The organism is Microbacterium sp. ZW CA_36 (assembly GCF_044987475.1).
Classification (GTDB): Bacteria; Actinomycetota; Actinomycetes; order Actinomycetales; family Microbacteriaceae; genus Microbacterium.
Genome location: NZ_JBJDRL010000031.1, coordinates 1 through 24,413 on the forward strand (window position 1 = coordinate 1; position 24,413 = coordinate 24,413).

Sequence of the window (24,413 nt, forward strand, 5' to 3'; positions counted from 1 at the left end):
GGCCGGGGGCACCGCCCCGTCCGCCTGGGACTCCTCCGCGCCCGAGGCGGACGGCGCGGAGGAGTCCCAGGCGGACGGGGCGGTGCCCCCGGCCGACGGGCCCGGAGCCGACGTCAGCGGTCCGCGCAGGGCGTACGGCTCGCCGCGCCGCGCCCGTCATCCCTGAGCGCGGGGGCCGCTGTCCTCAGATTCCGGTCGTTGAGCGAGGGAGCGCCAGCGACCGAGACGAAACGCGTTGAGCTGCTCGTCTGCGCCGGGTGCGGGGCGTTTCGTCTCGCTCGTCCCTCGCTCGCTCAACGACCGGGGAGCGGGCGGCGTTTCGTCTCGCTCGTCCCTCACTCGCTCGACGACCGGGGGAGCGGGCGGCGTTTCGTCTCGCTGGTCCCTCGCTCGCTAAACGACCGGGGGAGCGGGCGGCGTTTCGTCTCGCTCGTCCCTCGCTCGCTCAACGACCGGGTTCGGTGAACGCGCCAAGTCCCGGTCGTTGAGCGAGGGAGCGCCAGCGACCGAGACGAAACGCGTTGAGCTGCTCGTCTGCGCCGGGTGCGGGGCGTTTCGTCTCGCTCGTTCCTCACTCGCTAAACGACCGGGGGAGCGGGCGGCGTTTCGTCTCGCTGGTCCCTCGCTCGCTCAACGACCGGGTTCGGTGAACGCGCCAAGTCCCGGTCGTTGAGCGAGGGAACGCCAGCGACCGAGACGAAACGCGTTGAGCTGCTCGTCTGCGCCGGGTGCGGGGCGTTTCGTCTCGCTCGTTCCTCGCTCGCTCAACGACCGGGAGAGGGGGCGGCGTTTCGTCTCGCTCGTCCCTCGCTCGCTCACAGACACGGGGGAGGCTGCGGAGAACGCTCAGGCGTGGCCTGCTAAGGTGGATCATCTTGCAGCGCTTCCCTGCGCTTCTTGCGTCGTAGAACGCTTCCCCTCCCGCCGCCGCCCGGCTCAGCCGCGCGATGCCGGTGATGACTTTCGTACGGCGACCCGTGGGCGAAATCCGCCCCGGCCACCGACAGGGCATCTGTGTGCCCGGAGAAATCCCCTTCATGACTGAAACCACTTTCGGCGCGCTCGGCGTGCCGCAGCCCCTCGTCGACGCGCTCGCCGCGGACGGCAAGACCACCGCGTTCCCGATCCAGGTCGACACGCTCCCCGACACGCTCGCGGGCCGCGACGTGCTCGGCCGCGGCAAGACCGGCTCGGGCAAGACCCTCGCCTTCTCGATCCCGATGGCCGCCCGCCTCGGCGGCAAGCTCGCCGGCGGCAACCGCCGTAAGGGCCGTCCGCTCGGCCTCGTGCTCGCCCCTACCCGCGAGCTCGCCACGCAGATCGATGCGGTGCTCGCGCCGCTCGCCAAGGCCTACGGCCTCACCACCACCACCATCTTCGGCGGCGTGAACCAGAACCGTCAGGTGCAGGCGCTGAACGCCGGCGTCGACATCGTCGTGGCGTGCCCCGGCCGTCTCGAAGACCTCATGAAGCAGGGCTACGTGCACCTCGACGCCGTCGAGATCACCGTCATCGACGAGGCCGACCACATGGCCGACCTCGGCTTCCTGCCGGGCGTCACGCGCATCCTGAACGCGACGCCGGCCGGCGGCCAGCGCCTGCTGTTCAGCGCGACCCTCGACAACGGGGTCGACAAGCTCGTGAACCGCTTCCTGCAGAACGAGGTGCTGCACTCCGTCGACGAGGCGCACTCGCCGGTCGCCGCGATGACGCACCACGTCTTCACGCTCGCCGACGCCGACGCCAAGAAGGACGTCGTCAAGGCGCTCGCATCGGGCACCGGCCGACGCATCCTGTTCATGCGCACGAAGCACCAGGCCAAGAAGCTCGCCAAGCAGCTCACCGGCCAGGGCATCCCGGCCGTCGACCTGCACGGCAACCTGTCGCAGGCAGCGCGCGACCGCAACCTCGCGGCGTTCTCGTCGGGCTCCGTCCGGGTGCTGGTGGCGACGGATGTCGCGGCCCGCGGTGTGCACGTCGACGATGTCGAGCTCGTCATCCACGTCGACCCGCCGACCGAGCACAAGGCGTACCTGCACCGTTCGGGTCGCACGGCCCGCGCGGGTGCGGAAGGCGCCGTCGTCACGCTGGTGCTGCCCGAGCAGAAGCGCGACGTCTCGCAGCTGCTGCGCAAGGCCGCGATCTCGGTCGAGCCGGTCGCCGTGACGGATGCCTCGCCCGCGGTCACCGCGCTCGTCGGCCAGGTCGCCGCGTACGTCAAGCCGGTTCCGGTGGCCGAGACGCCGCGCGGCACCAGCCAGGGTGCGAACGCGCAGCGCAAGCGCGCCGCGCGCGACGGTCGCCAGGGCGCCGAGGGCTCCTCTGGCCGGTCCGGCTCCGGTGCTGGAGGAGGCCGCCGTGGCTCCGGTCAGGGCGCCCAGGGCGCAGGCCGTGGCCAGGGCGCGGGTCGGGGACGCGATGCCGCTGCGGCGCAGGACCGCGGCGCTCACCAGCGCAGCGACCAGAGCGCCGGCCACACCCGGTCGGCCCAGCCGGCAGGGAACCCCCGCACGCAGGGTCGTCGCGCGTCGTCGACCGGCACCGGCAAGCTGATGGTCGGCTCCGTCGTCCGCCCGAACGGAACGAACCGCCGCGGCGGTCGCTGAGACACTCCCTCGAACCCCTTCCCGCTCGCCCGTCGAGCAGGAGGGGGTTCGTCGTTTCCCCTGCAGTCGGGTGTTCCCGCCCCGGTCCGGGTGCGAAAACAAGGGCCGGTGACGGCGACACGCGCGCAGGTGCGTGCGGTTTCGCCCGGCATGTCGGAGGAACCGACCCGACTCTTCGCACGGGGACAAGCGGGGGATGTATGCCCCGTCAGCCGGTCGCCGCGGACCGGTCGGCTGCGATCGCGGCCACGGCGCGGGCGAGCTCGTCACCGGTCGGCAGGGAGTCGGGGCTGATGATCCACAGCAGGCCGAGGCTCTGCACGAGCACGAACTCGAGCTTGGCGATCGCATCGAGGTCGCCCGCGTCGAGGTCGGGTCGCGCGGTGCGCAGCACCTCGACGATGCCGAGGTGCGCCTGCTCCGTGGCATCCGCCAGTGCCTGACTCGCCCCGCGATCCCGCGAGACCCGCACCGAGTTCTCCAGACTCGCGAACAGGGCCTCGCGGTTGGCCGCGAAGATCTCGGGCATACGGTCGAACAGGGTGGCGAACCCGTCGATGAGGGGGAGTGACGCCGTCTCGTCGACGACGGCCTCCATCGCATCGCCGATGCCGCTGCCGAGGGATTCGGTGAGCGCGGCGCTGACGAGCTCGTCCTTCGAGCCGAAGTGGTACCCGATGGCGGCCAGGCTGACGCCTGCGGCCGCGGCGATGTCGCGGGCGGTCGCCTTGGCGACCCCGCGCTCGAGGATCACCTGTCGCGCGCCGGCGAGGAGGTCTTCGCGATTGCCCATGCGCCCATCGTAGTCCAGTGTCTAAGACAAACGTGCTAGACAAACGTGCAATTCGCGTGTTAGACATATGTCTCACACAAGCGTCTAACGAATGGGATGTCCTCATGAACGACTTCGACCGCACGCCGCACGTCCTCGTCTCGGGCGGAGGCATCGCCGGCCTCGCTCTGGCCCTGCAGCTCGTGCGCTCGGGCATCCACACGACGGTGCTCGAGCGCGCCGACGCACCACGCCCGGGCGGTCAGGCCGTCGACCTGCGCGGCGCGAGCCGCGAGGTGGCTGAGCGCATGGGGATCATGCCCGGCATCGACGGGCTGCGCGTGCACGAGGAGGGCATGGCCTACGTCGACGGCGAGGGCAACGTCTTCGGCCGCATGTCGATGGCCGACTTCGACGGCGAGGGAGCGGTGGCCGAGATCGAGATCGCCCGCGGCGACCTCGCCCAGGTGCTTCTCGATGCGCTGGATGAAGTGAGCGAGGCGAAGCCCGGAATGCTGGAGCTGCGGTACGGCGACCGTCTGACCGCCCTCACGCAGGACGCGACCGGGGTGGACGTCGAATTCGAGTATGCCGCGGCCGCCCGCTTCGACGTCGTGGTCGGCGCGGACGGCGTGCACTCCGCGACCCGGCGTCTCGCGTTCGGGCCCGAGGAGCGGTTCGCGACCTACCTCGGCGGCTACGCGGCGTTCTTCACGATGCCGACACCGGCCGATCTCGAAGAAGGCTGGTTCGCGCTGCGGTTCGTACCCGGGGCGACGTTCGGCATCCGTCCCGATCGCGACCCGTCGACCTCCAAGGCCATCCTCACGTTGCGCATGGACCGCGATACGACGCTGCGCGGCGACCGGGTGGCTCAGGAGGCGCTGATCCGGGATCGCCTCGCCGAGGCCGGATGGCACGCCCCGACCGTGCTGGCGGCGCTGGGCGAGGCATCCGATCTGTACTTCGACGAGCTCGTGCGGATCGATGTGCCGGATGTCGCGAACGGTCGGGTGGTGCTGCTCGGCGACGCCGCGTCGTGCGGTTCACCGATGACCGGACAGGGCACGGCCACCGCCCTCATCGGCGCCTACCTGCTCGCCGCGCGCCTGGCGGAGTCCCCCGCAGACCCGGCGACGGCGCTCCGTCGCTACTCCGCCGACATCGCGCCGTTCGCCGAGGAGGGCAAGGAGATCCCCGGAGGCGGCATCAGGCGCATGGTGCCGGCGACGCGGTTCGAGGCGGCGATGTCTCGCGCGCTCACCGGCCTGATGTTCTCGCGGGCGATGCGGCCCCTCGTGCGGCGGATGTTCGCAGGCGGCACCTCCCTGCCGCTGCCCGAGATCGCGGTGCCGGTGCGGTGACCCTCCGCACCTTCTGCTCCGCTGTCACGATCGGTGTGCTGCGGGCACCGCGTGCGACAGCGGAGCAGTGAGGGGTGGATGTCGGGGCCCGGGGCGCCCGGTTCAGACCCGGCGGCCGAGGATGAGGTCGGCGGCGACCTCGCCGATCACTATCGCGGGCGCATTCGTGTGGCCGCGGATCACGGTGGGCATCACCGAGGCGTCGGCCACCCGGAGGCCCGTGACCCCGCGGACGCGGAGCTCGGGGTCGACGACGGAGGCGGCATCCGTTCCCATCCGGGCCGTGCCGACGGGGTGGTAGAGCGTGTGCGAGTACCGGCGCAGCGACACCTCAGCCCGCTCCACGGGCGTCATGCGGTCGCCGCCCTCGGGCTGCACCCACCTCAGCGGCTCTGCGCCGTCACCCGTCGTGATCGCGCGCAGCGCCTCGGTGTCGATGAGACGCTCGCACGCGGCGAGCCCGGCGAGCATGGTCGCCGCGTCGACGCCCTCGGGGTCGGACAGATACGCGGGGTCGATGAGCGGCGGCGCCGTGGGATCCGCCGACGCGAGCCGGATGGTCCCGCGGCTGCGCGGGCGCAGCAGGATCGCACCGACGGTGAGCCCGTGCGCGGGAGTCGGGATCAGCCCCTCGCCGACGTAGGGCACCGGGGCGAAGATGATCTCGATGTCGGGGAGCCCCTCGGGTGCTCCTGCGCGGTCGGCGACCTCGGTGCGCACGAACCCGTAGGCCTCGGCGACGTTGGAGGTCAGCATCCCCTTCCGCGTGGCCAGGTACCTGACGAGCTCGGCCGGCTTGTCGGCGTTGTACAGGGTGCCGCCGCTCGGCGCGGCGGGCGCGAGCCCGGCGACGAGATGGTCCTGCAGATTGCCGCCCACGCCGGGGGCGTCGACGAGGACGTCGATGCCGTGCTCGGCGAGGTGCCCGGCCGGGCCGACGCCGCTGAGCATGAGCAGCTGCGGCGTGTTGACGGCTCCCCCCGAGAGGATGACCTCGCGCCGCGCGCGCACGTGGCGGGTGATCCCGTCGATGTCGACGTACACGCCGGTCGCACGCGGCCGGCGCGCGCCGGACTCGTCGCCGGCGGGGGCCTCGAAGGTCACGCGCCGGACGTGCGCGCCGGTGACGACCCGGAGGTTCGAGCGCCGCTTCGCGGGGCGCAGGTACACGTCGGCGGTCGAGGCACGCGCGCCGCGGCTCTCGCTCACCATCGTCTGCGAGAAGCCCTGGCCCGCCGGCAGGTTGGGCGCGGTGACGGGATGCCCCGCCTCCTGCGCCGCCGCCAGGAACGCCGCCGTGTGGGCCCGCGGATCCCGCTGGTGCTCGACGGGCTGGACTCCGTGGGTGCCCTGGGAGCCGTCGGCGGGGTCCGCGGTGCGCTCCACGCGCTGGAAGTAGGGGACGAGGGCGTCCCACGACCACGTCGGCCCGGCGGCATCCGCCCACTCGTCGTAATCGGCGGCGAAGCCCCGCACCCACATCATCGCGTTGAGCGAGGACGAACCGCCCAGTGTCTTGCCGCGCGGCCAGTACACCGTGCGACCCTCGAGCTGGGGCTGGGGAACGGTGTCGTAGTTCCAGTCGTACGGTCCGCGGAAGAGCTTCGAGAACGCGGCCGGCACGTGCAGCTCGATCGCCCGGTCGGGTCCGCCGGCCTCGAGGAGCAGCACCGAGACGGCCGGATCCTCGCTGAGCCGCGCTGCCACCGCGGCACCCGACGACCCCGCGCCGACGACGACGTAGTCGGCCTCCAGCCCGTCGGTGCCGAAGCCGGCGCTGCGGTCGGCCGGTCGCCTCCGCCTCACGCCTGCATCGCCCTGGTCAGCGTCTTGACCAGCCCGGGCACTTTGCCGTCGACGAGGTAGCGCGTGAGCCCCGCGCTCACCTCGGCGCCGGTGCGCGAGCTGAGGAACCAGGGCGGCGTCGGCAGGATGGTGGCCTTCGCCCGTCCGCGGCGCCGGAGCGTGTCGCCCACCGACCGCGGGAACGGGCGGAACGGCCCGCGCGCCACCGACCGCTCGACGCGGTCGAGCAGCAGCGCGTTGTGCACGACGCCGATGCCGCTCGACACGTCGGCGAGCGTCGCGCCGGGAAAGCCGCCCCAGGTCAGGCGGGCGATGAGGAAGTTGAACGCGGTCCAAGTGTTGATCGCGATGTCGCCGTAGCGGAGGTCGGCGATCGCGCGCTCGAACCCCGCGCCCAGCGCCTCTTCGGTGGCGGGGTCGATGAGCACGTTCGCGCCGAGCGTGCCGGTCAGCTTGTCGTTCGCGTGCGCCACCGCCGCGTCCAGGAACTCCTGGCCGGTGCCGCCGATCTCGACTACACCGAGGATGGGAGCGAAGTACTCGACGGTCTCGACCGGGTCGCCGTCTTCGTCGCCGCGCACCTCCACGATCGCGCGCGTGCGATCGGCGGCCCAGACGGCATTCGGATAGGCGGATGCCGCGGCCTCGAGCCGCTCGTCGCTGCGGGGGTACCAGACCGGCCGTTCGGGGGCGGCCGCGTACGCCGTGTGCAGTTCGCGCAGGAACTCGGCGCGCTGCGGCCAGTCGGAGCTCACGATGACGACCTGCCCCGCGATGCAGTTGTGCCCGGAGTTCACGAGCCGCATCGTCGCAACATGCTGGGCCTGGTACTTCAGGTCTGCGGCCGACCAGCGCCCCGGCACCACGATGATCGGCGAGACGCCGCCCAGCTCGGCCGTGATCGGCACCGTGAGCTTCGGCTCCCGCTCGGTCGCTGCGTCCTCGCCCCCGGTCGCCGAGCCCGTCGAAGCACCCCACACGATGGCGTCGAACGTGACGGCCGAGCCGGTGATGTGCACGTGGGCGATGCGCGGGTGCGAGGTGAGGTACGCGCCGGTCGCGGCGCCGCCGCGCACGATGCGCACGAAGCCGGGCTCGATGAGCGGCGCCAGTGCGCGCTCGAACACCGGCACCATCGCGTCCTGCGTCGGATTGACCTTGAGGAGCGCGACGCGGTTGTGCGCGAAGAGCTCGTACAGCACGTCGGCGACAGGGATCGAGGTGACGTTGCCGGCGCCGAGCACCAGCCCGACGCCGCCCGACTCGGTGGGCGTCAGCTGGGCGAGCCCGGCCTCGCGACGGGCCTGGTCGGCGGTGACGCCGGGCTCGAACCAGACCTCGCCCGTGAAGCCCGAGAGCAGAAGCTTCTCGGTGCCGTTCAGCGGGAACGTGTGCGCGCGCAGGCGACCGCCCGGTGCCTCGTCGATCGTCACACCGTCGAGCGGGCTGCGGCCGTTCGCGAGAGCCTCGAGGGTCTCACGGAGCGCATCGAGCAGTCCGATGACGGCATAGGGTCCGCCGAGCCATTCCTCGCCGGAGAGCGGATGCCCGGGCTCGAGGCTCTTCGACATCGTCGCCGCGTCGGCCCACTCCTGGGCGGCCACGCCCACGGCATCGCGCACCCGGCCGAGCAGCCGCGCCCGCTGGTCGAGCGTCAGCGCGACCCACACCCGCGCTCCCTCGTCGAGCCGGGTGATCGCCTCGTCGAGCGCCGCCCGCTCGTCGTCGGGAAGCCCGGGATCGGACGCTCCGGCGCGAGACGAGGGACGCGTAGCCGTGGTCTTCCGAGGCTTCGCGGGAGTGGTCGAGGACGTGGGGGACATGGGTTCTCCTTCGAACTCGCGCCGCGGAACTCGCGCGCGGTGAGTCCGTCAGGGGGATCCTACGTCACGGCGTGAGCACCGAGGCACGCAGTGTCACGACGACTGCGACCCGGTCTCGCGGTCTTCGATGTCGGCGCGGCGGAGCGGGTACCGCGCGAGCGTGAGAAGGCTCAGCCCGATGAGCACGGCGGGGGCGAGGCTGAAGCTGACGACGATGCCGGTGATGGCGGCATCCGGCTGCTCCACGACCTGACCGCCGGTCGACGAGACGTAGCCGGTCATGGCGAGGATGAGCGCCAGGGTCGTTGCGCCGAGCGCGAAGCCGACGGTCTCGCCGGCCGTCCAGACGCCGCTGAACGACCCGGCTCGCCCGGCGCCCCCCGCCACGGCGTCGGGAACGGTGCGCTCGTCGTGCGAGATCACGTCGGGCAGCATCGCCATGGGCAGCGACTGCATGCCCGCGTACGCGACGCCCGCGATGCCGACCGGCACGTAGATCCAGTCGCCGGGAGCCCACAGCATGCCGAGGATCGACAGTGCGGCGACCGCGAAGACGATGCTCGCGATCGTGAAGGTGCGCTCCTTGCCGAGGCGCCGCGCGACGACTCCCCAGGCCGGCGCTGCCAGCAGTGCCGGGGCGATGAGCGCGACGAACAGCAGCTCGACGGCCGCCTGCGAGTGCAGCACCCACGTCGCGACGTACTGGGCGCCGGCCAGCATGAGCCCGGTCGCGAGGGCCTGCAGCACGAATGTCGACAGCAGCATGCGGAACGGCCGGCTGCGTCGGAGAGCACGGATGCCGGACGCGTAGTGCTCGCGGATCCCCGTGGTCGCAGCGCTCCCGCGTCCCTCTACCCGTGAGACGTCATCCGACCGCCGAGACCTCGGGTGAACACCGCCGTCTCGGCCGGCAGATGACGTCTCACCGGATGTGCCGGCGGTGACCGCGGTGACGGCGGTGACGGCGGTGACGGCGGTGACGGCGGTGCGTCGCGCGACGCCGGTGGCCACCAGCATCCCGATCCCGATCACGAGACCGCAGACGACCCCCATCACGAGGTACTGGATGAACGGGTCGTCCGAGACGCGACGCAGCGCCGGGCCGCCCGCGCCGAACAGCAGGATCGCGAACGTCAGCACCACGACGCGCCAGGTGAGCAGGCGCGTGCGCTCGTCGTAGCTCGGCGTCAGCTCGGCGGGGAGCGCGATGTACGGCACCTGGAACAGGCTGAACGCCGTCGCCGTGAAGGTGAAGGCGAGCAGCACCCAGATGCCCGCGACCACGGGTCCGAGCGACGGCGGCACCGCGAAGGTCAGCGCGAACAGCAGCGGCAGCGCGATGGCACCGATCAGCATCAGCCGTCGCCGGCTGCCGTGACGCGCGAGATCGCGGTCGGTGAGGGCGCCGATGACGGGGTCGATGATCACGTCCCAGACCTTCGCGACAGTGATGACCGCGCCGGCGGCGAGTGCGGCGACCCCGAGGGAGTCGGTCAGGTAGTACGTCAGCACCAGGCCGGGCAGGGTCGAGAAGCCGCCGGTGCCGAGCGATCCGGTCGCGTAGCGCGCGATGGTGCCGCGCGTCAGGCGCACAGGGGAGACGGATGCCACGGCTTCGGGTGCCCGTGGAGCGTCACTGCTCATCGCGCCAGTGTAGGTCAGGGGCTGGGACTCGAAGCCCACCCTGTGGATCCCGGGCCCGGCGCCTCGGGCGCCGGCTCAGGACTCGGCGCGGACGGCGGCCTCGACCGCTCGGAGACCGGCGAGTGTCTCGGCGAACGACGTCGACAGCGGGGACAGGCCGATGCGCAGGCCGCCGGGGTCTCGGTAGTCGGGGATCACGTCCTGCGCCCACAGCCGCGCGGTGACCTCACGCATCGCGGGGTGCGACAGCGTCACGTGGCCGCCGCGCGCGTCGGGGTCGCGGGGCGAGGCGATCACGACCCCGAGCGGTGCCAGCAGTTCGTCGGCCACGCGCACCGCGAACTCCGTCAGGGCGATCGACTTGGCACGGATCTGGGCGATGCCGACGTCGTCGATGAGGGCGAGCGTGTCCTGCATGGCGAGCATGCCGACGATCGGCGGCGTGCCCGACAGGAAGCGCCGCATCCCCTCCGCCGGCCGGTACTCCGGCCCCATCGCGAACACGTCGGCGGTGCCCATCCAGCCCTGGATGGGCTGGGCGAGCAGGTCCTGCAGACGTGTCGCGACGTAGGCGAACGCGGGCGAGCCGGGCCCGCCGTTCAGGTACTTGTAGGTGCAGCCGACCGCGAGGTCGAAGTCCCAGGCATCGGCCTCGACGGGCACCGAGCCGGCCGAATGGCAGAGGTCCCACACGACGAGCGCGCCGGCGTCGTGCGCGATGCGGGTGAGGGCTGCGGCATCCGCGAGATAGCCCGATCGGTAGGCCACGTGCGAGAGCAGCACGACCGCCGTCTCGGGGCCGGCGGCCGCACGAAGCGCCTCCTCGGACACGCCGCTCGTCAGGTCGACGTCGATCCAGCGGACGCGGCCGCCGCGCTCGGCCGCGATGCCGTCGACGAGGTAGCGGTCGGTGGGGAAGTTGTCGCGGTCCACGACGATCTCGACGCGGGCAGGGTCCGCCGCGACCGCGGCGTCGAACGCCGCTCGCACGAGCTTGTACAGCAGCACCGTCGTCGAGTCGCCGATCACGGTCTGGCCCGGGGCCGCGCCGATCGCGGCGCGGCCGACGGCGTCGCCGATGTCGAAGGGCAGCGGCATCCAGGACTCGTCCCAGCCGCGGATGAGGCGCCCGCCCCATTCGTCGCGCGCGAACGCCGTCAGTCGGTCCATGCTCGCCCGCAGCGGCCGGCCGAGGGAGTTGCCGTCGAAGTAGACCAGTGACGTCTCGGCTCCGACGAAGGCGTCGCGGTGCGTGCGCAGGGGGTCGGCCGCGTCGAGGGACGCGGCCTCAGCGTCGAGGGCCACCGCGCCGGTCCTGGCCTGACCGCGGGTTTGGGGCGCGTCCCGTACGTTCGGGGCGTGCGGCACGCGCCCCGAACGTACGTCGTGCGCCCCAAACCCGGAAGTGGCCGGGCCGGAAGACGCGGCGGGGTCAGTGGTCGTCATGGATGAGCTCCTCGGTGGGGACGACGGTCGCGCCGCGCAGCCACTCGGCGATGTCGTCGAGCTCCGTCGGCGGGGTGCCGGGCACGAACGTGCACACACCCGGCGGCGGATCGGTGAACGGCCATGGGTCGGCCATCGCCGCGATGAGCGCCGCGCCACGGATGCCCGCCCGGTCGAGCGCCGCCACCTCGTCGGGGTTCACCCCGACCCGCTGGTCGCCGTTTCCGAGGTCGGTGCCGTACAGCACGCGGCCGCCCGCGGCGGCGAAGCCGGCGAGGTTCACGCGTGCGAACTCGGCCGCGTGCGGATCCGCGCCGTGGATCGCGAGCGTCGAGATCCACACCTGCCCCGCCTTCACGGCGTGGGCCGTGAAGGCACGCCCGACGAACTCGGTGAACGGGGTGTGGGCGAGGACGTCGACGCCCGCGTCGAGCGCGAGCTGCGGCATCCCGTCGCCCTCCGAGTGCGCGACGACCGGCAGACCGCGCTCGCGGGCGACCTCGACGATCGCCGCCAGCGTGCCGGGGTCGAGCACGGGCCCTGCCGCGCTGTTGAGGGCGGCCTTGATGACGGATGCCCCGAACGACGCCTGCTCGTCGACCGCCGTTGCCGCGCCGCCGGGCACCCCCGGGTGGGTCGACGCATCCGCGATCTCTCGGGCGATCTCGGGCGGCGCCCACCCGCGGCCGACCGGATAGCCGCCGACAGCGGTGAGGAAGGCTCCGGCGTACGCCACGCGCGGGATGCCGTGGTCGCCGCGGCGGGCGAGCGCGACGGGGTCGCCGCCCAGGTCGACGACCCCCGCGATGCCACCGGCGGCGAGGGCCCGTTCGTCGATGAGATGCAGGTGCACGTGGTGGTCGGTGAAGGGCGGCAGCGACACGCCCTGCTCACCGGTGATCGCACGGCGGCAGAGCGCCGCCTCGGGGCCGAGCAGGTCCCGCAGCGCCTCCGGGTCGTGGGCCATCACAGCTCCGTCCGCACCGCGTACAGCTCGGGGAAGAACGTCAGATCGAGCGCGCGCTGCAGGAACGGCACACCGCTGGAGCCCCCGGTTCCGGTCTTGAACCCGATGATGCGCTCGACGGTCTTGAGGTGACGGAAGCGCCAGAGCTGGAAGTTGTCCTCCAGGTCGACGAGCTCCTCGCAGGTCTCGTATGCGGCCCAGTGCGTCTGCGGGTCGCGGTAGATCTCGGTGAACACGGGGACGAGCTCGGGGGCGTAGGTCCACGCCGTCGTCACGTCGCGCTCGAGCACGGCCGCGGGGATCGGATAGCCCGACCGTGCGAGCAGTCCGAGGAACTCGTCGTAGAGGCTCGGCGCCTCGAGCGCCGCCTGGATGAGCGCATGCGCGGCGGGATCCGACTCGAACACCCGCAGCATCGCGGCGTTCTTGTTCCCGAGCGTGAACTCGACCGCACGGTACTGCGCGGACTGGAAGCCGCTGGCGTTGCCCAGCACGCCGCGGAACTGCCCGTACTCGGCGGGCGTCAGCGTCGCGAGCACCGACCACTGCTCGGTCAGCGTCTTCTGGATGTGCTTCACGCGGGCGATGCACTTCAGCGCGGGAGCGAGCTGGTCCTCGCGCAGCAGCCGGCAGGCGGCGCCGAGCTCGTGCAGCACGAGCTTCAGCCACAGCTCGGTGGTCTGGTGCTGAACGATGAACAGCAGCTCGTCGTGATGCTCAGGGTCACTGAGCGGTCGCTGGGCAGACAGCAGGGTGGGCAGATCGAGGTAGCCGCCGTAGCTCATGCGGTCCTGGAAATCGGTGACGACCGTTCCCTCGATCGCTCGGGTATTGCGTTCGACGCTCACGGCCTCAGCCTAATGAGGACGGATGCCGCCGCGTCAGAGTGTGCGCGCCGCGCTTCGTCTCGCTGGCGCTCGCTCAGCGACCGGGTGTGTGCGTGCGGCCGCTAACTCGGTCGTTGAGCGAGCGAGGAACGTGCGAGACGAAACGCGCCGCGAACGGGTGTGTGCGTGCGACCGCTGGCCCGGTCGTTGTGCGAGCGAGGAACGAGCGAGACGAAACGCGCAGCGACCGGGTGTGTGCGTGCGGCCCCTGCCCCGGTCGTTGAGCGAGCGACGAACGTGCGAGACGAAACGCGCCGCGACGGCGTCAGATGAGGGAGAGCTCGCGCAGCTTCGTCTCGACGTCGGCGTTCGACGGCTCGACGTGGTGCGAGGCGTCGGGGTACACGACGACGGGGATGTTGGTGCGGCCCGAGATGTCGCGGGCGACGTCCGCCGCGGAGGGATCGGCGACGAGGTCCACGTAGGTGTACGAGATGCCGAGCTCGTCGAGCTGCTTCTTGGTGCGGACGCAGTCGCGGCACCAGTCCGCGCCGAACATGGTGATGGTCGAGGGGGAGGTCATCCTTCCATTCTCACCCGGCGATCCTGGGCAGGCGCCGGACGCCGGGCGGCGCCCACGACCGCTCGACTGCGGTTCTTCCGCGCCGGTCGGCGGCATCCTCTCCGCACCCGTTTGCTCCCCGTTCAGCGCTGCATGGGAGGATATGCGGCAATGCAGCTGTCGATCATCGTCCCGACGTACAACGAGGCTCCCAACGTGGCGGAGCTCGTTCGCCGTGTCGCCGCCGCGCTCGACACGGTCCCGGGCGGCATCGACGCCGAGATCGTCTTCGTGGACGACAGCACGGACGCCACCCCCGACGTGATCCGCGATGTGGCCGCCGACGCCCCGCTGCCGGTGCGCGTGATCCATCGCGACAAGGCGGTCGGCGGACTCGGCGGCGCGGTGCTCGAGGGGTTCGCGGCGGCGGCGTCCGACGCCTGCCTGGTCATCGACGGCGATCTGCAGCATCCGCCGGAGAAGATCCCCGAGCTGTGGCGACGGTTCTCGCACGGCGACGTGGACGTGGTGATCGCCTCGCGCTACGCCGGCGGCGGCACTGCGCACGGCCTCGCCGATCGCACGCGCGTGATGGTGTCGAAGTCGTCGACGGCGGTGACCCGCGCGATGTTCCCGATCCGGCTGCGCGATGTCACCGACCCCATGACCGGCTTCTTCCTCATCGACCGGCGCAGCGTCGATCAGGCTCTCCTGCGGCCGCGCGGCTTCAAGATCCTGCTCGAGATCCTCGCGCGCCGGCCGATGCGCATCGCCGAGGTGCCGTTCGACTTCGCCGACCGTCACGCCGGCGAGTCGAAGGCGTCGGTGCGGCAGGGGCTGCACTTCCTCACCCAGCTGACCGCCCTGCGCTTCGGCAAGATGTCGCTGTTCGCGGTGATCGGCGGCCTGGGTGCGATCGCGAACGTCGCGATCGTGTGGGCGCTCACCCAGCTGGGCGTCGACTACATCCTCGCCGCCATCGTCGCCGCCGAGGTGACGATCGTCGGCAACTTCCTGCTGCAGGAGCGCTTCGTGTTCGACGACATGCGCGACAACGCGTCAGGCGTGTGGCTGCGGTTCGCGAAGTCCTTCACGTTCAACAACGCCGAGGCGCTGGTGCGCATCCCGATCGTGGCGGTGATGGTGTCGACCGGCCACATCTCCGCCGTCGTGGCGACGGCGATCACCCTCGTGCTGGCGTTCTTCGTACGCTTCCTGTTCCACTCGCTCGTGGTCTACGCACCCCGCAAGCCCGGTGTCGCGCCCTCGCGTGCACGCCGTCTCGTCGAGGAGATCGACCAGGAGGTCATGCAGCCCGGCGAGCTGTAGGAGAGCGGATGCCGCGGCACGCGTCCGCCGGCCGTGCCCGTTGCTCAGCCATGCGAGACGGCGAGCCCACCGGGCAGCACCTCGTCATGGGCGAGCGATGCGGCCATGATCTCGAGGGCGTGGCGCAGCGCGGTGCTCGATGTGTGCACCGTGTAGGGGAAGTAGACGACCTCGACGCCCACTTCGGCGAACTCCCGTTCCAACTGGGCCCCCTTCTCGGTGCCGCGCCAGTCGTCGCCCTTGAAGAAGTGAGTGAAGTGCAGCTGTCGCCACGTCTCGAGCTTGTCGGGCACGTCCTCGATGTGGACGCTGTCGACGTAGGTGATGCTCCGGACGATCTCGACGCGCTCGGCGGTGGGGATGATCGGATCGACCTTCTTCACGAGCCGGAGCATCTCGTCGCTGACGACGCCCGCGATGAGGAAGTCGCAGTTCTCTTTGGCGTGCCGAAGGATGTTGAGGTGTCCGACGTGAAAGAGGTCGAATGCCCCGGCGGCATAGCCGATGCGTACAGCCATGATTCCCCCATGTGAATCCCGCGGCGTCCCACACGCCGGGTCTGTACGCCGAACCCTACAGCAGACCTGGCCGCACCGACAGGGCCGAGCCTCCGTCGTGCGCGCCGTGTGGATGGGGGCGATCGCGGCCCAGGTATCGATGCCTAGGGCGCCAGCTGAGGATCGAGGACCGCCGTGACCGCCGCCGCGAGAGCCTGATAGCCCGCCGCGTTGGGGTGCACCCCGTCCGCCGAGATGAGGTCGGTCCTGCCGAACAAGGGCTGGCCGGAGTCGAGATAGACGACCTCGTTCTCGAGCGCCGCCGCTTGGATCGCCTGCGCGAACTCCCCCGCGGAGGGTGGCGGCGCATCGTCGTCGAACCAGGGAGCCATCACGAAGATCATGGCGTCCGGGTAACGCTCGCGGAGCTCACCGAAGAGCCCATCGGCGGCAGCGGCGACGTCGGCCGTCGGGAGCCCGATGTCGTTGCGCCCTCCGGCCACGACGATGTACTTCGGCGAGCCGACGATCTCGTCGATCGTCTGGCCGTAAGTCCCGCAGTACGGGCGGCCGCAGCCGTTCTCGTCGGAGGTCTTGATGTAGCCCGTTCCCCCGAGGCCCAGGTTGTCGACGTCCCAGCCATGCGCGTCCCCGACCAGGGTCGGCCAGCGAACGCCACCGCCTCCCGCTCCTTGCGTGTAGGAGTCTCCGATGAAGACGGCCAGCGGCATGGGCGCGGGGATCGTCGGCGACGCGGCGTCACTGGGGGGCGTGTACCGAGGGGTCTCACCGCGCACGATGACTCCACTGCTCAGGAACGCGGCTATGACGATGCCCGCGACGACCACGAGCGTGAGCGCCCACAGCGGCATGCCGCCGACATCTCTACCGAGCTTTCGCATGGCCGTCCCCGCAGACAGACCCGGCCTGGTTCGGGCACCGGCCGACGAGGAGATCCTACCGAAAATCGGTAACGATCTCGCGGCATCTGCCGTGTCGCGGGTGCGGCCGTTTCTGAGAATCGCCTAATATACGCGCTCTCGATTAGGAGTGGCACGCGCTCCGCGGCTAACGTGACGTATTCGTCTGGGGGATCGCGCCGCGATGGGGGTCGCAGCGCAGCCCGCCCCGATCAACCACGAAGGACAAGAGCCACCCGTGACATCTCCCCACACTCACAACCTCCGAACATCCCCACGCCACCGCCTCAGAAACCAGCCTTCGACAGGCCAGCCTCGCGGCCTCGCGCGCCGCGCGAAGGCACTGGGGGGCTTCGTCATCGCCGCGATGGTGGCGGGCGCCATCATCCCGCTCACCACGGGCGCGGACAGCGCCACCGCTGCCGATGAGGTCGTCCTCACCGCCTCGGACTCGGCCTGGACGACGACTCGCCAGCCGACCGTGCCGCAGTCCGGTCTGCTGAGCGCGACCGCGACCTCCGACCGCACCTACCTCAAGTTCGACGGCGACGCGCTCGCGGGACGCCAGGTCACCGCGGCGACGCTCGTGGTGAAGGTGAACAGCACCACGGCCACCGCTCCCGGAGTCGTCGCGTACCCGACCTCCGCCTCGTGGAAGTCCACCTCGCTGACGCACGACAACCAGCCGGGACCGACCGGATCAGCGGCGTCGCAGCCCAGCGCGACCGCGGTGAAGGGTCAGACGCTCCGCATCCCGCTCGACGTCCGCTCCGTCGCCACCACCGGTGACTTCGCCCTGGCACTGAACTACAGCCAGCGCTACATTCAGCTTCGTATGGAGCGCTTCAACAGCGACGCACCCCGCATCGAGGTGAGCACGGCGCCGGTGTCCACCACACCCACGCCCGCGCCGTCCCCGACGACTCCGGCCGAGACCCCCGCCGACGGCCCGCTCGTGTTCGCGCACTACTTCGTGCCGTACCCGCTGTCGATCGACAACAAGACGGAGTCGAGCGACTACTACACCCGCAACTACCTCAGCCCGGATGGTGAGAGCGGCAAGTTCGCCTCCGTCGGCGGCCTCCTGCGCGACCGGCCGATCTCGCCCGGAGTGTCGACCTCGACGACCTGGCGAGTGGACAACTTCGCCACGGAGGTCCGGCAGGCCAAGTCCGCAGGCATCGACGGCTTCACGCTCAACCTCATGAGCTCGAGCGGCCAGAACTGGGATGCCTCCGTCAACGTCATGAAGGCAGCCGCGCAGGTCGGCGGGTTCGCCGTCGTGCCCATGGTCGACGGCTCCTCGAGCTTCTCCTCGAACACTCCCGAGACGGCAGCCTCACTGCTCAGCCAGCTCTACCAGGTCGGCTCCGCCTACAAGGAGGATGGCGAGTACGTGCTGTCCAGCTTCAAGGCGGAAGGCGCATCGGTCTCGTGGTGGACGCAGGTCATCAACCTGCTGGAGACCAAGTACGGGCTCCCCATCTCGTTCCAGGCCGTGTTCAACAACGCGAGCGACGCCAACCTCAAGGCCTACGCGCCCATCGCCGACGGCTTCGGCAACTGGGGCACGCGTACGGAGCGCACGACGCTGAACAGCGCGGACAACGTGGCACGTGCCCACGCCCTCGGCAAGACGTGGATGGCGCCGGTCGCGGTCCAGGACGTCCGCTACCGGTCGCTGTCGTGGGCTGAGGCGAACAACACCGCCTCCGTGCGCGCGCAGTGGAGCAAGGCGATCTCCCAGAAGGCGGACTACGTCCAGCTCGTGACCTGGAACGACTACAGCGAGTCGACTCAGGTCGCACCGTCCCAGGACCACGGCTCGGCCTTCCTGGATCTGACGCGGTACTACACCTCGTGGTTCCACACGGGCTCGCAGCCGGCGATCACGTCGGATGCCATCGTGCTCACCCACCGCACGCAGTTCGTGGACGCGAAGCCGTCGTACTCGCAGTCGCTGATGGGCGCCCCTGCGCTCGACGGCACCTCGACTGCGGCTCGCGACTCGGTCGAGGCCCTCGTGTGGCTGCCCTCCGCAGCGACGGTGCAGATCACCGTCGGCGGCACGACCACGAGCTTCTCGGCGCCGGCGGGAGTCTCCGCCTACACGGTGCCGCTGAAACTGGGGACCGTGTCGGCGAAGATCGTCCGGTCGGGTGCCACGGCGGAGTCCCTCACCTCCCCGCACCAGGTCGTGTCGACGCCGTACGTGCAGGACCTGCAGTACTACGCGGCCAGCAGCTGGTAACACCGGCGGCTCATCGCGAGACGAGGTGCTCGAGGATCTCCTCGAGCACCTCGTCCATCTTCGCGGCGCTCCGCGCATAGACCCGGCGGGAATGCTGCCACGGGTCCTCGATGTCGTCATGCTCCGTCGAGGCGCCCGCCGGGCCACGCGCCTGCTGGGCGAGGGTCACCAGCGCGGGCAGGTCGGCACCCGCGCTCCGCGATGCGCGACCGGCGCGCAGGAGGCGTGCGAACTGCAGGACGGTGAACGTCCGCGTCGCCGCCGCCGGCATCTGCCGGACGATGAGTCCCCGATGCTCCCGTGAAGCGGTGAGCACGACGTCTGCCCGTGCCACCATCCCCTCCGTCAGCGCTCGCGCCCTGAATTCCGACGCGTCGATTCCCCTGGTCTGGAGGCGCTCGAGCAGGTAGCTGCTCATCGGGTGGCCGAGGAGCGGTGCGACACCCGCCGACGTCAGCCGGATGACGGGACCACGAGCGGACGCGAGCGCTGCCCGCAGTCCCCACTCGAGGTACGGCGACCGGCACACGTTCCCCGTGCAGACGAAGAGGATCGACCCCCGTCCGTCGCTCATGGCGTCAGGTCTCGCGCTGCGACTCGACCGCGCTGAGCGGGGGGAAGTGGGCAGGCGACGCCGAGCGGCGCCTTCCCGCTCGCTGGGCGGACCCTTCGTCCGGGGGCCAGTCGCCCTCGACGGCCGGCTCGTGGTCGCCGGCGTCCAGATCCTCCGACTTCCGCGGTGGGGCCGTTGTCGTGCTGATGAAACGGTCGTCCGCGGCCCCGGCATCCTGCGCCGCCTTCGACGGAGCGTTCGCGACGGCGTCCTCGGTCGGGCGCACCGGCGCCTTGGCCGGCGCGTACTCGTAGCGGTGGTCTTCTCGCGATCGGGACATGTTGAACACAGCCCCCTCGACCGACGTCCCCAGGGAGGTCAAGCGGTCCAGCGCCCGACGCAGCTCCCGCACGCGGAGCACCCGTGCCCCGATGACCAGGATGACGCCACCGAGCAGGCGCGCCACCACTGCACCGTCCGGCACAGGATTGATGGGCGGGCAGTCGATGATGGTCACGTCGAAGCGTTCGCGCAGCCGCTGCAGTGCCGCGCTCGCCGCAGTCGACTCGAGCAGTTCGCTCGGGTTGGGCGGCCGAGAACCGGCGAGGAGGACCTTGAGGTCGTCGGGGCCCCAGCTCACGATGGCGTCCTCCAACGCGATGTCTCCGGTGAGCACGTCGGTGAACCCGGAGTACTCCGGAAGATCGAGCAGGTCGCCCAGAGTCGGTCGGCGCAGGTCGGCCTCCACGAGGCAGACCGCGAGACCAGATGCGGCCAGCGCGGCGGCGATGTTGGCCGCTGTCGCGCTCTTGCCCTCGCCGGGGCGGGAAGACGTGACCGAGAAGACCTTGTGGACTTCCCCGGGCTGCAGGAAGCGAAGGTTGGCGCGCAGCTGTCGATACTCCTCGCCGCGCCGGGAGCCGGCCTTGATCACGGCGATGGGATCCCGCTGTGCGCGGCGGTCGAAGGAGATGACCCCGAGCACCGGCAGCCCGGTGATCTCGGTGACCTGCTCCTTGTCGCGGACGCGGGCATCGACGACGCCCCGGAGCACGACGAAGACCGTCGCGGCGACGAGTCCGGCGAGGAGGCCCGTGAGCAGCAGGAGGGGGACATTCGGCGACGACGGCGCTGTCGGAGGTTTCGCCGACTCGATCACCTGCAGCCGGACGGGCGACTGGCCGTCTACACGCGGCGTGAGCGACGGGACGACCTCTGCGAGGAACTTCGACACCGAGTTGGCGATGGCGGCGGCTCGAGCCGGCGATTCGTCCGTCGCCGAGATGGTGATGACGCTCGTATTGAGGGGCACCGACGTCGACACCTGCCGGCGCAGCTGCGAGATCGTGACATCGAGGTCGAGGGACTCGATGACGGGGGCGAGCACCACCTCGCGGGTGGCGATCGCGCTGAAATTCCGCGCCTGCAGCTGCGAGAAGTTCGACGACTGCGCGAGCTCGCCGGTGCTCGCTCCGCCGGTCACGGTGACGAAGACGTCGGCGCTCGCGGTGTACTCGCGGGGGGTGGAGACGACCAGCGTCCAGCCTGCGAGCACGCCGAGCAGGATGCACGACACGACAACCGCCCAGTGGTGGCGGATGAGTCGCAGCAGACTCCTGGTTTCCATACCCTCGTCCGATCACGCCGAGGGGTAGAACGAACCGAAATTCTCCCCAATCCCCTTATAATGCTATATCTCTCGGTTGGGCGCTCAGCTCCTTCCGAAATCCTCGTGGACGGCGCCGATGACGCGAACCGATCAGCTGTCGCATTCCGGGCCGCGCCGCGAGGGATCCGACGGCAGGCGAGTCGCCTACCGCGCACCCGATGCAGCGGGGGACGACGAGCTGCGACGAGGCTTGCGCATGCTTCTCCTCGTCGCATCCCTGGCGGTCCTGTCGGTCGGAGTCCCGGCGTTCCTGATCGCCGATGTCGCGGATCTGCCACGCAGTGACGCCTGGATCGTCACACTCGTACTCCTCGTCTGGGCCGGCATCCGTCTCTCGCTGCTCTGGGTGCGCGGAACGCCGAGGCTGTTCGACTTCTTCTTCTGGCTGTTCGTCTACATCTTCATGGGCATCGCTCCGACCGCCCAGATCCTGTCCGGGCTCACATCGACGACGACGCCCGGGGTCGACACCGGGCTCGACATGCCGACGGCGGGGGTGGTCCTGCTCGGCGTGTTCTGCTACGAGGTGGGACGCCTGCTGCTCATGCTGCGCGAGGGGCGCCGGCGGACGGCGGGAAGGCCACTGGTCGTGCGTCCGGTCAGCAGCTGGCGCACCGTCGCGCTGTTCGTCATCTCCGTCGCACTGAGCGGCTACGTCCTGTGGCGGCTCGGCGCGATCGCCCTGCTCGGAAGCCGGGATGCGGCGGCCGCGGCGCGTGCCGCCGCGTGGCCGGACCCCGCGGTCCGAAGCATCGTCTTCGCCAGCGGGATCTATCCGCTGCTGGTCGCGGTCGGCGCCCTGGCCCAGCTGCGTCGCACCGCGAGCAGCGCCCAGAGCCGTCGGCTGGCGCTCACCGGAGCCATCGCAGGAGCGGTGATCCTCCTCCTCATCGTCAATCCGATCACGAGCGCGAGGTACTCCTTCGGGACCGTCGTGTTCGCTCTGGCCGTCTACGCCGGCGCCGTGCGGACGCGCAGGCGGGCACGGATCACGATGCTCGCAGCGATCGCCGGATTCCTGTTCGTCTTCCCGATCGCGGACGCATTCCGCCGCGCGGGTGCGGCGACGGGCACCCGGTCGGGCTTCTTCGACGAGTACCTGTCCAATCCGGATTACGACGCGTTCTGGCAGGTCGCCAATGCGCTGTCCTACTGGGTGGACGGTCTCGTCGCACCGATGAGCCAGTTCGCCGGCAGCGTCCTCTTCTGGGTCCCTCGAGCCCTCTGGCCGAACAAGCCCACCGACACGGGCATCCTCCTGGCCGAGTACCGGGGGTACACCTTCGACAACCTGTCGGCGCCGACCTGGGCCGAGGCGCTGGTGAACGGCGGCATCATCGCCGTCGTGGTCGGCTTCCTGCTCCTCGGACTGGTGCTTCGTGCGATGGACAGCCGGATCGTGCCTGCCCTGCGAGTCGGCGGCGTCTGGGCGATCGTCGGCGGCATCCTGCCCGTGTTCATGACGATCCTCCTGCGCGGATCGCTGCTGCAGGCGACCGGGGCGCTGTTCCTCACCGTCCTGTGCATCGTCTTCGTCATCGGCGGCCGGCAACCGGCGGAGGCAGGCCCCGACCCGGGTCCGCCGCCGCAGCTCACGCCCGACGGCGCCGCCACGGGATCGGCCCACGCACCGAATCAGCGTGCGCCAGGCGCTGAGTGAGGGGCAGGCGCTCCTACCCGTAGAAACGCTCGAGACGTTCGGCGATCACATCCATGCTGCGCTCCGAGCGCACCGCACCCCGACCGCGCGCGCCCATGGCCGCGGCGCGCTCCGGATCCGCGACCAGGATGCGCAGCGCGTCGGCGAGGCTCTCGACCGTGTCGTCAGTGACGAGGCCCGCATCGTGCGCACCGATGAACGGAGCCAGTCCGCAGGTGTCGGTGACGATGACGGGCAGCCCGACCGACATCGCCTCCAGCACCGACATCGGGTAGGGCTCGTCGACACTCGGCAGGACATACAGCGTGGCCTGCCGCATCCGCGCTGCCGCCCCGCTCATGCCGACGGGACCCTCCCACGCGATGCGATCGGGCGCTCCCGACGAGGCGATCGCCTTCAGCACCGATGCACGCTCGCCCTCATCCGGTCCGACGAGCGCGAAGGCGGCGTCGGGGAACTCGGCTGCGACGCGCGCCGCGGCCTCGACGAACGCGACCGGGTGCTTGCGGGGCGCGAGACGAGCAAGATAGAGCACCCTGGCCGGACCGACTGACGCTGCTGCCGCCGCCGCCGCTTCCCGCGGAACCCCGTTGGGCAGCTCTTCCAGTCGAGCCTCGCCGCGGGAGACGACCTCCAGCGACGCGCGCTCGCGCGAGGTCAGGTAGGCGACGATCCGCGCTCGTCGCAGCACGGGCCGGGTCAACGCCAGATCGAGGGGAACGGCGAGCGGATTGCTCGTCTCGTCGATCATGCCGTGCGTCTGCACGACGATCGGCACCGCGCGTCGGAGCGCGATGAGCGCCGCAGGAAGCGTCACGAGGTCGCGCGCCGCGTGCACGTGGACGACGTCGAACTCCCGGGCGTGGCGGTGGACGGCCCGCCACAGCTCGGGGGAGCCGAGTCCGGCGAACCCGGTCCGCGGCAGGAGGGTCCGGGCCGGGAAGAGCTTGGCCGGCACGCCGTCGATCTCGGTCGGGACCTCCCCGTCGAACCCACGGTGCGTCCCGGTGAGCACGACCTGATGCCCACGGTCCTGGAGTGCGCGGAGCTGATTGACCGCAACCCGAGTCGGTCCGCCGTACTCGCCCGACGGGCTGAGCAGCGTGACCACTCCGAGGATCTTCACGTGGTCGGCTCCACCGGGTCGCGGACGGATGCGCGGGGCGCGAGGACGATGGATTCCGGCTGCACGTCCGATGTGACCAGCGCCGTGGCGCCGACGACCGCATCCCGGCCCACCCTCACGCCGCGCAGGACCGTCGCCCGCGCCGCGATCCACGCCCCGTCCTCGACCGTGATCGGCGCGTTGTCGAACTCGAACGTCGGGGAGCGTCGGTCGTGGCTCCCGGTGCAGAGGAAGACGCCCTGCGAGAGGCAGACGTCGCTGCCGATCGTCACCGGCTCGAGATTGAGGATCCACACGCGCTCGCCGATCCATGAGTCGTCGCCGATCACGAGCTTCCACGGCCAGTGGACGCGAACGCCGGAACGGAGGTTCACGCCCTCGCCGATCCTGGCGCCGAATGCTCTCAGCACCCTGACGCGAACCTTGGCCGGCACGAACCAGGGCATGACGAGAAGGCTGGAGGCGAGCTGCCAGGCCGCCTGCCAGGCGATGCCGCGCCCTTTGTCGTAGCCGGCGCCCGTGAAACCGGCAAGACTGCGTCGTCCCCCCATGGGCGACATCCTAGCCACGCGTGATTTCCGTGGGTCAGCG

At 70.9% G+C, this 24,413-nt stretch carries 19 protein-coding genes; 5 read left to right on the forward strand and 14 right to left on the reverse strand.

Going from position 1 to position 24,413, the window contains the following annotated elements:
• The first annotated feature begins 1,037 nt into the window (after window positions 1-1,037).
• Complete coding sequence (locus tag ACI3KX_RS13685) at window positions 1,038-2,606, forward strand: DEAD/DEAH box helicase (protein ID WP_404910081.1); 1,569 nt, start codon at window positions 1,038-1,040, stop codon at window positions 2,604-2,606.
• 208 nt (window positions 2,607-2,814) lie between these two features.
• On the opposite strand, the gene ACI3KX_RS13690 is transcribed toward ACI3KX_RS13685, so the two are convergent.
• Window positions 2,815-3,399, reverse strand: a complete 585-nt coding sequence (locus ACI3KX_RS13690) for a TetR family transcriptional regulator (RefSeq protein WP_404910082.1) — start codon at window positions 3,397-3,399, stop codon at window positions 2,815-2,817.
• A 104-nt stretch (window positions 3,400-3,503) separates the two neighbouring features.
• Here ACI3KX_RS13690 and ACI3KX_RS13695 point away from each other — a divergent pair, with 104 nt between their 5' ends.
• Window positions 3,504-4,742 carry an FAD-dependent monooxygenase gene (locus ACI3KX_RS13695; RefSeq protein ID WP_404910083.1) on the forward strand — a complete coding sequence of 413 codons (1,239 nt, stop codon included), beginning with the start codon at window positions 3,504-3,506 and terminating at the stop codon, window positions 4,740-4,742.
• A gap of 102 nt (window positions 4,743-4,844) precedes the next feature.
• On the opposite strand, the gene ACI3KX_RS13700 is transcribed toward ACI3KX_RS13695, so the two are convergent.
• From ACI3KX_RS13700 to ACI3KX_RS13730, 7 genes are all read right to left on the reverse strand, one after another.
• Window positions 4,845-6,548 (reverse strand): GMC family oxidoreductase, encoded by a 1,704-nt coding sequence (locus ACI3KX_RS13700; RefSeq protein ID WP_404910084.1) that lies wholly within the window; start codon window positions 6,546-6,548, stop codon window positions 4,845-4,847.
• Window positions 6,545-8,371, reverse strand: coding sequence for an aldehyde dehydrogenase family protein (locus ACI3KX_RS13705; protein WP_404910085.1), 1,827 nt, complete (start codon window positions 8,369-8,371; stop codon window positions 6,545-6,547). The genes ACI3KX_RS13700 and ACI3KX_RS13705 overlap by 4 nt, the downstream gene beginning before the upstream one ends.
• A 93-nt stretch (window positions 8,372-8,464) precedes the next feature.
• A complete protein-coding gene (locus ACI3KX_RS13710) occupies window positions 8,465-10,015 on the reverse strand; it encodes an MFS transporter (protein WP_404910086.1) in 1,551 nt (516 codons plus the stop codon).
• 75 nt (window positions 10,016-10,090) lie between these two features.
• Window positions 10,091-11,320 (reverse strand): kynureninase, encoded by a 1,230-nt coding sequence (locus tag ACI3KX_RS13715; RefSeq protein ID WP_404910087.1) that lies wholly within the window; start codon window positions 11,318-11,320, stop codon window positions 10,091-10,093.
• Between the two features lie 127 nt (window positions 11,321-11,447).
• Window positions 11,448-12,428 (reverse strand): hypothetical protein, encoded by a 981-nt coding sequence (locus ACI3KX_RS13720; protein WP_404910088.1) that lies wholly within the window; start codon window positions 12,426-12,428, stop codon window positions 11,448-11,450.
• The gene (gene kynA, locus ACI3KX_RS13725) at window positions 12,428-13,276 is read right to left on the reverse strand and encodes a tryptophan 2,3-dioxygenase (protein ID WP_349425905.1); all 849 of its coding nucleotides are present in this window, start codon (window positions 13,274-13,276) and stop codon (window positions 12,428-12,430) included. The genes ACI3KX_RS13720 and kynA overlap by 1 nt, the downstream gene beginning before the upstream one ends.
• 304 nt (window positions 13,277-13,580) lie before the next feature.
• Window positions 13,581-13,838 (reverse strand): glutaredoxin domain-containing protein, encoded by a 258-nt coding sequence (locus tag ACI3KX_RS13730; RefSeq protein ID WP_349425906.1) that lies wholly within the window; start codon window positions 13,836-13,838, stop codon window positions 13,581-13,583.
• 150 nt (window positions 13,839-13,988) lie between these two features.
• Here ACI3KX_RS13730 and ACI3KX_RS13735 point away from each other — a divergent pair, with 150 nt between their 5' ends.
• Window positions 13,989-15,146, forward strand: coding sequence for a glycosyltransferase family 2 protein (locus ACI3KX_RS13735; RefSeq protein ID WP_363356493.1), 1,158 nt, complete (start codon window positions 13,989-13,991; stop codon window positions 15,144-15,146).
• Window positions 15,147-15,190: 44 nt separating this feature from the next.
• On the opposite strand, the gene ACI3KX_RS13740 is transcribed toward ACI3KX_RS13735, so the two are convergent.
• Complete coding sequence (locus ACI3KX_RS13740; RefSeq protein ID WP_349425908.1) at window positions 15,191-15,664, reverse strand: adenylyltransferase/cytidyltransferase family protein; 474 nt, start codon at window positions 15,662-15,664, stop codon at window positions 15,191-15,193.
• 143 nt (window positions 15,665-15,807) lie between these two features.
• The gene (locus tag ACI3KX_RS13745; protein ID WP_363356495.1) at window positions 15,808-16,545 is read right to left on the reverse strand and encodes an SGNH/GDSL hydrolase family protein; all 738 of its coding nucleotides are present in this window, start codon (window positions 16,543-16,545) and stop codon (window positions 15,808-15,810) included.
• A 385-nt stretch (window positions 16,546-16,930) separates the two neighbouring features.
• Here ACI3KX_RS13745 and ACI3KX_RS13750 point away from each other — a divergent pair, with 385 nt between their 5' ends.
• Window positions 16,931-18,814 carry an endo-1,3-alpha-glucanase family glycosylhydrolase gene (locus ACI3KX_RS13750; protein WP_363356497.1) on the forward strand — a complete coding sequence of 628 codons (1,884 nt, stop codon included), beginning with the start codon at window positions 16,931-16,933 and terminating at the stop codon, window positions 18,812-18,814.
• 10 nt (window positions 18,815-18,824) lie between these two features.
• On the opposite strand, the gene ACI3KX_RS13755 is transcribed toward ACI3KX_RS13750, so the two are convergent.
• Window positions 18,825-19,388 carry a low molecular weight phosphatase family protein gene (locus ACI3KX_RS13755; protein WP_349425911.1) on the reverse strand — a complete coding sequence of 188 codons (564 nt, stop codon included), beginning with the start codon at window positions 19,386-19,388 and terminating at the stop codon, window positions 18,825-18,827.
• Window positions 19,389-19,392: 4 nt separating this feature from the next.
• A complete protein-coding gene (locus ACI3KX_RS13760; protein WP_404910089.1) occupies window positions 19,393-20,994 on the reverse strand; it encodes a polysaccharide biosynthesis tyrosine autokinase in 1,602 nt (533 codons plus the stop codon).
• A 238-nt stretch (window positions 20,995-21,232) separates the two neighbouring features.
• On the opposite strand from ACI3KX_RS13760, the gene ACI3KX_RS13765 reads away from it, so the two are divergent.
• Complete coding sequence (locus ACI3KX_RS13765) at window positions 21,233-22,696, forward strand: hypothetical protein (protein WP_404910090.1); 1,464 nt, start codon at window positions 21,233-21,235, stop codon at window positions 22,694-22,696.
• 13 nt (window positions 22,697-22,709) lie between these two features.
• Here ACI3KX_RS13765 and ACI3KX_RS13770 read toward each other — a convergent pair whose 3' ends face one another.
• Both ACI3KX_RS13770 and ACI3KX_RS13775 read right to left on the reverse strand, forming a co-directional pair.
• Window positions 22,710-23,822 (reverse strand): glycosyltransferase, encoded by a 1,113-nt coding sequence (locus tag ACI3KX_RS13770; protein ID WP_404910091.1) that lies wholly within the window; start codon window positions 23,820-23,822, stop codon window positions 22,710-22,712.
• Window positions 23,819-24,373: a DapH/DapD/GlmU-related protein gene (locus ACI3KX_RS13775; RefSeq protein ID WP_363356502.1), complete on the reverse strand. Its 555-nt coding sequence runs from the start codon at window positions 24,371-24,373 to the stop codon at window positions 23,819-23,821. The genes ACI3KX_RS13770 and ACI3KX_RS13775 overlap by 4 nt, the downstream gene beginning before the upstream one ends.
• Between the last annotated feature and the right edge of the window lie 40 nt (window positions 24,374-24,413).